Source organism: Coprococcus sp. RTP21204st1_G4_RTP21204_210225 (assembly GCF_040915385.1).
GTDB lineage: Bacteria > Bacillota > Clostridia > Lachnospirales > Lachnospiraceae > Allocoprococcus > Allocoprococcus comes.
In genome coordinates this window covers 1-9,783 of the sequence record NZ_JBCPDP010000036.1, presented here as the reverse complement: position 1 = coordinate 9,783, position 9,783 = coordinate 1, and the positions used below count along the sequence as shown (strand labels likewise).

General features: G+C 41.7%; 7 protein-coding genes, 1 tRNA gene and 1 pseudogene. 4 read left to right on the top strand and 5 right to left on the bottom strand.

What is annotated here, in order from left to right; translation table 11 throughout:
* Positions 1–90: 90 nt before the first annotated feature.
* Together AB5213_RS16620 and AB5213_RS16615 are read right to left on the bottom strand one after the other, a co-directional pair.
* Positions 91–846: a ThiF family adenylyltransferase gene (locus AB5213_RS16620; RefSeq protein ID WP_008371088.1), complete on the bottom strand. Its 756-nt coding sequence runs from the start codon at positions 844–846 to the stop codon at positions 91–93.
* Between the two features lie 74 nt (positions 847–920).
* On the bottom strand, positions 921–1,583 hold the full coding sequence (locus tag AB5213_RS16615) for a 4'-phosphopantetheinyl transferase superfamily protein (protein ID WP_055155991.1): 663 nt from the start codon (positions 1,581–1,583) through the stop codon (positions 921–923).
* A 235-nt stretch (positions 1,584–1,818) separates the two neighbouring features.
* Here AB5213_RS16615 and asnB point away from each other — a divergent pair, with 235 nt between their 5' ends.
* Together asnB and AB5213_RS16605 are read left to right on the top strand one after the other, a co-directional pair.
* Positions 1,819–3,654 carry an asparagine synthase (glutamine-hydrolyzing) gene (asnB, locus tag AB5213_RS16610; RefSeq protein WP_022221050.1) on the top strand — a complete coding sequence of 612 codons (1,836 nt, stop codon included), beginning with the start codon at positions 1,819–1,821 and terminating at the stop codon, positions 3,652–3,654.
* A gap of 223 nt (positions 3,655–3,877) precedes the next feature.
* Positions 3,878–3,976 (top strand): annotated as a pseudogene (locus AB5213_RS16605) (type II toxin-antitoxin system mRNA interferase toxin, RelE/StbE family); the annotation flags it as partial.
* Between the two features lie 74 nt (positions 3,977–4,050).
* Here the strand turns inward: AB5213_RS16605 and AB5213_RS16600 are convergent.
* Positions 4,051–4,995, bottom strand: a complete 945-nt coding sequence (locus AB5213_RS16600) for an AEC family transporter (protein ID WP_368276985.1) — start codon at positions 4,993–4,995, stop codon at positions 4,051–4,053.
* Between the two features lie 137 nt (positions 4,996–5,132).
* On the opposite strand from AB5213_RS16600, the gene AB5213_RS16595 reads away from it, so the two are divergent.
* A tRNA-Pro gene (locus AB5213_RS16595) sits at positions 5,133–5,207 on the top strand.
* 114 nt (positions 5,208–5,321) lie between these two features.
* Here the strand turns inward: AB5213_RS16595 and AB5213_RS16590 are convergent.
* A complete protein-coding gene (locus AB5213_RS16590; protein WP_368276984.1) occupies positions 5,322–5,894 on the bottom strand; it encodes an HD family hydrolase in 573 nt (190 codons plus the stop codon).
* 377 nt (positions 5,895–6,271) lie between these two features.
* Positions 6,272–7,504 carry a replication initiation protein gene (locus tag AB5213_RS16585; RefSeq protein ID WP_008371101.1) on the bottom strand — a complete coding sequence of 411 codons (1,233 nt, stop codon included), beginning with the start codon at positions 7,502–7,504 and terminating at the stop codon, positions 6,272–6,274.
* Positions 7,505–8,326: 822 nt separating this feature from the next.
* On the opposite strand from AB5213_RS16585, the gene AB5213_RS16580 reads away from it, so the two are divergent.
* Positions 8,327–9,694, top strand: coding sequence for a sodium-dependent transporter (locus tag AB5213_RS16580; protein ID WP_215686274.1), 1,368 nt, complete (start codon positions 8,327–8,329; stop codon positions 9,692–9,694).
* Positions 9,695–9,783 lie beyond the last annotated feature (89 nt).

Below are 9,783 nucleotides of genomic sequence, written 5' to 3'. Positions count from 1 at the left end.
AACAGGTTCTGTCCTCGATAACTAATGACATATCTTATATCAGTTTTTTCTGTTTACACAAAACTTGAAACGCTCTCCGCGATTTTATTTTTATTTTGCACAGAGGTCCTTCACTACTTCCCCTGCGATAATCAGTCCAACTACAGATGGCACAAATGCCACACTTCCCGGAATATCTCTTCTCTCCGTACATTTATGCTCTGCTCCTGGCGGACAGATACAATGGTTTCTGCAGCTGATTGCCATGTCCTCGATTGGTCTGGTCGGTTTCTCTTCTGAATAAACAACTTTCAACTTCTTAACATGACGCTTCTTTAACTCCCGGCGCATAACTTTTGCAAGCGGACACATCTGTGTCTTATAGATATCAGCCACTTTAAATGCACTTGCATCCAGCTTGTTTCCGGCTCCCATACTGCTAATGATCGGCACATTCATTGCCTGCGATTTCATGACAAGCTCAATCTTTGCAGTCACCGTATCAACTGCATCAACTACATAATCATACTCATCAAACGGAAATTCATCTGCATTTTCCGGAAGGAAGAAGCATTTGTGGATCCGCACATTCACGTCCGGATTGATTTCCAGCATTCTCTCCTTCATAACATCTACTTTGTATTTCCCTACCGTCTTTCTAGTTGCAATGATCTGACGGTTTAAATTGGTCAGACATACCTTATCATCATCGATCAGGTCAAATGCCCCGATTCCGCTTCGTACCAGTGCCTCACATACATAACCGCCGACTCCGCCGATTCCAAATACGGCAACTCTTGAATTCTTCAGTTTATCCATCGCCTCTTTGCCAAGAAGCAGTTCTGTTCTCGAAAATTGTGTAAGCATCTTCTTCTCCTTCTTCTCTCATAAAATACCTGTAAACTCTTAACCAATCCACTTCTTGTTTCATTGGCTTATTTTCAATCTTTAAGTTCCACAATCATTTCTCTTTTGTAAATATCTGTCATATCCAAAATATTTTCGTCAAAATTCGGATTCGTTGAGCACACCGCAATCCTTGCTCCATCTGTCTGATATTCTTTTAAATAATAAGCTTCCCGGATCTCTTCCGGCTGCCTTAAAAAAAACGGATCTCCCTGCTTCGGAATCTGGATCTCGCTGGTATTCAATCCCATCACAAGGCCTTTGCGCGTCGCTTTTAAAAAGCTTTCTTTTAAAACCCAGTAGCGGTAAAACATTTCCGTCCGCTCTGCTTCATCTGCATTCCGGATTCTCTCATATTCAGAAGAACAAAAATATTTTTCTGCCAGCCTTTCATGATATTTCCGCATGCATTCGATGTCGCAGCCTACCCGCTCTCCGGATACGCCTGCACTGCACAGAACATATTTCCCAGAATGTGATAAATTAAAGGACTGCCCTGCATCTTGCGGTATCTTGTGTCTCTCCTGTATCTTCATCCAAAGATACCATGCACCTACGCTTTGAGCCTGATCCTCCCTGTGCTTCAGCCGGTCTGCTTTTTCCTGTCGGAACGCCGGAACTTTTTCATAAATTTTTTGATAATTTTTCTCATTAAGCAGATCAGATATATCTGCCAGGAAAGTTTTTACCTTTTCCATTTCCCAGATTCCCCTTTTCTTTGCCGGCTTTTACACATTTATCCGTATTTTTCACTATATAACACCTGTAAAAAATATGCAAGGAATATCCTACTGATTTTATTGGATATTCCTTTCCGGTTTTTTATCCCTTGTTAATCTTATATAGACTATGGTATAATAAATAAATCTACAGGCAAAATTAAGTTACTATAATATTTTTAATATGTATCAATTCAGAAAGGATGTGCAATTTATGTGTGGATTTGCAGGCTATTATGGCGCCGGCGATTTTAATAGAGAAGAAGTCATCGACCAGATGGGTGAACGCATTGCCCACCGCGGACCTGACAGCAAGGGAAGCTTTGTTGATGACTATGTAGCCCTTGGCTTCCGCCGTCTGAGTATCATCGACCTTGAAGGCGGATCTCAGCCGATTCACAGTGCAGATGGCAAACATGTCATTATTTTCAACGGAGAGATTTACAACTATCAGGAAATCCGTAAAGAACTGATTGAGAAACACGGATGTCAGTTCCAGACAAACTCCGATACAGAAGTTATTCTTCAGGGATACAAAACCTATGGCGAAAAAATTGCTTCTATGCTCCGCGGAATGTTCGCATTTGTAATTTACGATAAAGAAACTCACAACTTATTCGGAGCAAGAGACTACTTCGGAATCAAACCATTCTACTATGCACAGATGAATGGAAGCCTTTTATTTGGTTCTGAGATCAAGTCCTTCCTGGCTCACCCACATTTCCATAAAGAGGTCAACAAAGATGCCCTCAAGATGTACCTGATTTTCCAGTACACCCCACTTCTTGAAACCATGTTCAAAGGTGTATTCAAACTAGAACCGGGAACATACTTCACTTATGATGGAAAAGAACTTAAGAAAACAAAATACTTCGATCCGACTTATGCAAAGAAAGACCGCAGCTTTGACGAGACAGTAAAACTCATCGGTGAGACAATTCAGGATTCTGTTGATTACCATCAGATTGCTGATGTAGAAGTAGGATCTTTCCTTTCAGGTGGTGTTGATTCAAGCTACATCGCATCTACTGTAAAACCGATGAAGACCTATTCCGTAGGATTTGAAGTCGGCGGATTCGATGAGACAACCTTCTCCAAGGATCTGTGCGATATCCTTCATATGAGCAATGCAAAGAAAGAAATCTCTTCTGACGAATTTTTCGATGCTCTGCCGGAGGTTCAGTATCATTCCGATGAACCACATGCCAACCTTTCCGCTGTACCGCTGTACTATCTGTCACAGCTCGCAGCCAAAGATGTAAAAGTAGTCTTAAGTGGAGAAGGCGCAGATGAGATGTTCGGTGGATACGAGACATATATCCCAAGCAAATCCGGTGATATGTACCGCAAGATCGTACCGGCATCTATCCGTAAAAAACTCGGAGACTGGGCAAAACACCAGCCGGACAAGAGAGGACTTAACTTCCTCAAGAGAAATGCAACTTCCGTAGAAGATTCCTACATCGGCCAGGCATTCATCATGGACAACGAAGAAGCAGATGAAGTACTCTCTCCTGCATATAAGAGCAAGATGCGCTACCAGGACGTAACCAAACCGTACTTCGACCAGGTAAAAGATCAGGACGACCTTCATAAAAAGCTCTTCCTCGATATGCATCTGTGGCTGCCACACGACATCCTGCTCAAAGCAGATAAGATGACAATGGCACACTCCCTCGAACTGCGTGTACCATACCTCGACAAAAAAGTCTGGGAACTCGCCCGCAGCATCGACAGCAAATACTGCGTAGACGGCATGGAAACAAAAAAAGCCTTCCGTACCTCCGCCCTCTCCCATATCCCAATGGACTGGGCAAAACGTAAAAAACTCGGATTCCTCGTACCATTCAGAGTATGGCTCCGAGAAGATAAATACTATAATAAAGTAAAAGAAATGTTCCAGAAAGATTTCGTATCCGAATTCTTCAATCAGGAATTACTGCTGAAATGGCTGGAAGATCATAAGAATAAAGTCGGAAATTATCATAGAAAGATTTATACCGTATATTCATTCTTACTGTGGTATGAACAGTACTTTGTCCTCAGATAGAGCAGTGCCAAAATAAAGGAATAGCCAAATTTCATGCTCGCATGAAAATTTGGCTATTTTTTTATTTTGATAGAGCGATAGCTCGCACAGCGAATGAACCGCCAGGTTCACGAGCTGTGGTGCACTGCTCCTTCCCTAAATCATTCGACCAACAAACTTTCTTATCTAAAACACACAAATCCCCAAGGGGAACAGCGCCAGCGCCTTCCCCGCCCCGGCACCCATCTCCCCAGATTGGCTGCTCATCTATCGCTACGATGATGATGTCCTTGTCCTCACTCTTACTCGAACCGGCAGTCACAGCGACTTATTTAATCTTTAAAAAATAGAAGCAACTAGTCAATGGTGTGCTACCACAATTTCCATTTTAACTAGCTGCTTCTATTTTTATTCTTCTTACACCAACCCAAATGACCTCAGCACATCCAGCCACATCGTAAGCGTAAACGCACTCAACAACGTCGTCATCATAATCACTCCGGAACTAAGCGTCCCCTCATGTCCCATATTTCTTGCCATAACAAAACAGCTGACCGTCGTAGCAGATCCAAGCATCACCAAAATCGCAATCATCTCCTCATTCCTAAATCCAAGAAGTGCCGCCATCGGCAAAAATATCGCACAGAATCCAACCAGCTTCATAAACACAGCAACAAGTGTAGGCTTCATCTTCGATGTTGCCTTTTTCATCTCAAAGGTTGCACCCATCGACATCAGTCCCATCGGCGTCGCTGTCGCCCCGACATTGGATACAACCTTATGTAAAATTGTCGGCATCGGAAGCTTAAGTGCAGACCAGACAAATCCCGCCACAATTCCAATAATGATCGGATTCGTTGCAATCCCCTTCAGCGTTTTCTTTACCAGCGCCTTATCAAAAGAATTATTCCCCGGTTTAAACACTGAAAGCACCACAACCGCCATAATATTATAAAGCGGCACACTTCCTATGATCATCAGAGGCGCCATTCCCACAGTTCCGTAAATATTCTGGATAAAAGCAATTCCAAGAAGCGCCGCACTGCTCCGGTAAGTCGCCTGTATAAATTCGCCTTTAATGCTCCGGTCTTTCCACAGCAGTGAAATCAAAGTTGATATCGTAATACTGATCGCCGTCACCACAAAACAAAAAAGAATAAACTTAATATCCCATACTTCCGAAAAATCCACGGTCGCCAGCTGTTCAAACAGCAACACCGGAAGCGGAACCAAAAATACAAACTTGTTCATCTTTGCCGCAAAGACTTCATCCATCCACCCCAGTTTTCTGAATAACATTCCAAGTAACATCATTAAAAAGATCGGAATCGTTGCATTCAAACTGAAAATTAAATTTTCCATAATCGTTCCTCATCCTACTCATTTATATTTGCATATCGTTATTTTGAACTCTTTCCAGAAACCTGTCAACAGCATTTTCTCACATCAAAAGAATGATTGAGATTTAAAACAATTTATACTATAATGAAATAACACTTCGGGGTATGGCTCAGCTTGGTCAGAGCGCACGGCTGGGGGCCGTGAGGTCGCAGGTTCGAATCCTGTTACCCCGATTTATAACTAAATTTTTACTTATCATATATAGAAAATAAGCCGGGACATTCGCCCCGGCTCAGCATGAATATGCAGTATTACATTTCCAATGCAACTATTATGAAAATTTTTTATTAGTCTTTCTGTTTGCTTTCTTCAATCTTCCGCTTGGAATCTTTCCTCACTTCATCCCGAAGCCTTTGGATATATTCCGTAAACTTACATTCTTCATTCCCATACGTCATCTGAAGATCATACTCCAACGGAATCCATGTCGAGATATCCGCCTCATTATGCTGGATCAGCGCCTCCAGCTTATCCAGTGATTTATAAAGCCTCGCCTCCTGTGTCTCCATCGCTTCCATCTCTTCAAATAATGCCTTCCATTCTGCACGGACCGGTTCCGGAAGTATATCCGTCAGCTGCTCCACCTTTTTATTCTCAACCTTTCGGTCTTTATCCGTCTTTTCAAATGCCGGAATATCTCCGGTGATCGCCTCACCCATATCATGGATCAGACACATTTTTATCACCTTATCCATATCCAGCTCCGGAAATTCATCCCCAACCAGCATTGCCATCAAAGCCAGCTGCCAACTGTGCTCTGCCACACTCTCCAACCTGCCACTTGAAGTATACGAATGTCTGGTGTTACATTTCAGTTGTTCCGCTGTCTTTAAAAAATCCAGTAATCTTCTTATTTCCATAATTTTCTTCCGTTCCTCCATAATTTAAGATACCAGGGTCAAAAGGTCAGAAAGCTGATGCAAGCTTGCTTGCAAAAGGATTTTTGACCTCTTGACCCCAACATCTAATTTAATTTTCCATCATAAAATAAGACGAATCGAGTAGGCTGACTCCTACTCGATTCGTATACTTTGTACACTATCTCGCTTAACAGCCAGGTGATGTACATTCGCCAAGTACAGATTCTTGTGCAAGCACAAATCTGTACTTGGCTCATCGTATACACAAAATCCCCGGGATGCTACCTGCCTCTTTGCAAATAGCATCCCAGGGACACATTCTTCCACTTAACTTGTGTACCATTTAGGTAATAATTCTGCTTTTCGCAGAAAATACCCTACTCTTTTTTCACTTTTTCGCGCTCTTCTATGTATTCCTGATAAAGATCCAGTGTCATCTGCGCTTCTTCCAGCGTCTTTCCTTTGAACTTGGATACTTTTTCGTTCTCATACCACTTTTCTTCGATACATTTTCTGAGCCATCCGACCAGATTATTGATGTATGCCTGCTCCTGTGACAGTTTAAAAGCTTTCCGGATCACATCCGGCTGGTTATCGGATACCTGAAGCAGCACCTTAATCTCCTGAATCGTGATCGGTTCATTTCCAAAAATATCGGCAACTTCTAAAATCAGTTTTTCATTAACCGGAGTTTTCTTTGCAGCCAGTACATTTGGCGCAATCTCTTCGCCCTCTTCTTCTCCGGATGGCATACGCTGAAGATCTGAATGATGGATACACTTCGGATTCTTCTTCACAAAGAAACGGATTCCTGTAACTTTTCCGCCCTTCCCGCTCTTAACCGGCTCATAATCAAAGCAGATCTCGGAATACTCGGATTCTTCCAGCTCTTTTTTCGCAACTTCAAGTACTTTTCTACGGAAATTACGCCAATCTTCAAACGGTGCATCCTTAATCTCTGCAAGCGCTTCTTCAAAACGTCCCTGCTCAACAAGACGTTTTACTGCTTTAGATGCATTTGCATCCACTACATTCAGTGTAAATTTAAGCTCTGCGATCGTGTATGGATTCTTCGGCGGTCTCGGTACGATCAGCTGATCACACTGTTCCCTGTCAAAACGATAATACTGGGTTCTCAGGATTTCGTAAACACGGGTTGTGAACAGGGATTTAAAAGAGCACAATACATCAAGACTCATACGGGTATAGTCTTTTTTCAGGTTATAGATATGAGGTTTCATCTCTTTAGTAAATCTGGTTGTAAACACGCCATCTCTATATTCACATTTATTCACTACATTGAACATGATGAAGTTCTCTTTTTCGTCGTCCTCGATACTTACTACATGTCCCAATGTCTCTTTTGATACTTCTTTCAGACGGGAATAGATGGAGTTTCCTGTTATATGAAGATAATTTTTAACATCCTTGGTGGAAACCTTTGCGATCAGCTCACCGTCTTCTACATATGCTTTTGCGATTGCAATATTAAGAAGCTTTCTTTCAAATAATGATGTACTGGATTTACTTTCGATCAGCACATTGGACCGGGAGACCGTATCATGATCCAGCAGTTGTTTCTCTTTTGGTTTTTTCTGTGTTTCCTTCATCGCTCATACCCCTTAATTGTTTTCTTCTGTATTATTGTGTACTTTTGAGGTGTATTAAAATCCCCTCTACACCCCATATAATCCTTTATTGTGTACCATTCGGGGTAACCAACCCCTTTATATTGGGGATTTGTGTACCAAAAAGGAACACCCTCCCCTAAAAAGTACCCCATAAAATGGGGTTTCTGTCTTTTTTTACGTTTTGTGTACGTTTAAGGTGTGTATTGTTCTTTTCGTGTACCATTAAGGTACCTTTTTTGATAAAAATTGTGTACCAAAACGGTACGTCTAGGTTGATTATATACAAGAACCCCCCTCTTGTAAAGCCTTTTTTTAAATTTTTTCGACACTTGTGTACAGAAAAGGTAAAATCGCAAACCCTTCAAGTACACTACGTAACCCCGCAAAGTAAACAACAACCCCCATATATGTACACCTCTTTGCCCTCTGAAGTAAACAACTTCCCCCGTTTCCGTACACAAAATATGCCCCGAAATGCGTCAACCACGGGCTTTTTCAGCCCTCCTAATATAAACAAAGGAATTTTAATAAGCTGTTGTTATCTTTAATATATATATACATGCAAATTTTTACCCCAAAAGGTACACATCTGGCGATTTCGTGTACTAAAAAGGGGAAAATTAAAATTATCAAGTGGCTTCGCCAATGAAAATATAAACAATCATAGACAATTTCCCAGTAATTCAGTATAATTCCTCTGTGGATATTCTGGAAAAAAATTATCCACAAGCTTGTCGAAAAATGGGGATAAGTATCATTTTGGCAAGTTATCCACAATTTAATAGAATGAGAGGATTTTTTATGCAACGAGAAAAATTTTCTTCAAGACTCGGATTCATCCTTATTTCTGCAGGATGTGCGATCGGTCTTGGTAATGTCTGGCGTTTTCCTTATATTGTAGGAAAATATGGTGGAGCAGCATTTGTTCTTATTTACCTTGCATTTTTACTGATTCTTGGACTTCCGATCATGGTAATGGAATTTTCTGTCGGAAGAGCCAGTAAAGTAAGTGCGGCGCTTTCCTTTGACCGTCTGGAGCCAAAAGGAACGAAATGGCATTGGTATAAGTATGGAGCTATGGCCGGAAACTATCTGCTGATGATGTTCTACACAACAATTGCAGGCTGGATGGTCCAGTATTTCATCAAGATGATGACTGGTGAATTTGAGGGAAAGGATACTGCCGCTGTTGCAGGTGTGTTTTCCGATATGCTTGCAAAACCCGGAACGATGACTTTCTTTATGATCATTGTTGTTGTTGGATGTTTTGCAATTTGTGGAATGGGGCTTCAAAATGGAGTGGAAAAGATCACAAAGGTTATGATGCTGCTTCTGCTTGCACTGATGTTGATCCTTGCAGTACGTTCTGTAACGCTTGATGGGGCTTCTGAGGGGCTTCGCTTCTATCTGGCACCGGATTTCCACAAAGTCGTGGAATATGGCTTATTTGACACGATTTTTGCTGCTATGGGACAGGCTTTCTTCACATTAAGCCTTGGAATCGGCGCAATTGCTATTTTCGGAAGCTATATCGACAAATCCCGCAGTCTTACAGGAGAAGCAGTCCTGGTAACACTTCTGGATACCTTTGTTGCTTTGATCGCGGGTCTGATCATTTTCCCGTCATGCTTCGCATATGGGGTGGATCCGGGAGAAGGTCCGAGTTTGATCTTTATCACACTTCCGAATGTATTTAATTCCATGGCAGGCGGAAGAATCTGGGGAGCCTTATTCTTCTTATTTATGATTTTTGCTGCGGCATCGACCGTAATCGCCGTTTTTGAGAACATTTTATCCTTTGCCATTGATTTGACCGGATGCAGCCGGAAAAAGGCTGTAATCGTCAATATCGTGGTTGTGGCGGTACTTTCCATGCCTTGTGTTCTCGGATTTAATGTATGGAGTGGATTTATGCCGTTCGGAAAAGGTTCCGGAATACTGGATCTGGAAGATTTCCTGGTAAGTAACAACCTGCTTCCACTTGGAAGTCTGATCTATCTTCTGTTCTGTACAAGCCGTTATGGATGGGGATGGAAGAACTTCCTGAAAGAAGCGGATACCGGAGAAGGATTGAAATTCCCGAAATGGGCGAAATTTTATGTAAGCTATATCCTGCCGCTGATTGTATTATTTATCTTTGTACAGGGATATATCAGTAAATTTATGTAGGATAAGAAAAAAAACTTAAATGAAAAACTAAATTCCAGCTGTGGATTATCTCAGTAACTATGCGGGATTAAATTCTGTAATGCACCTTA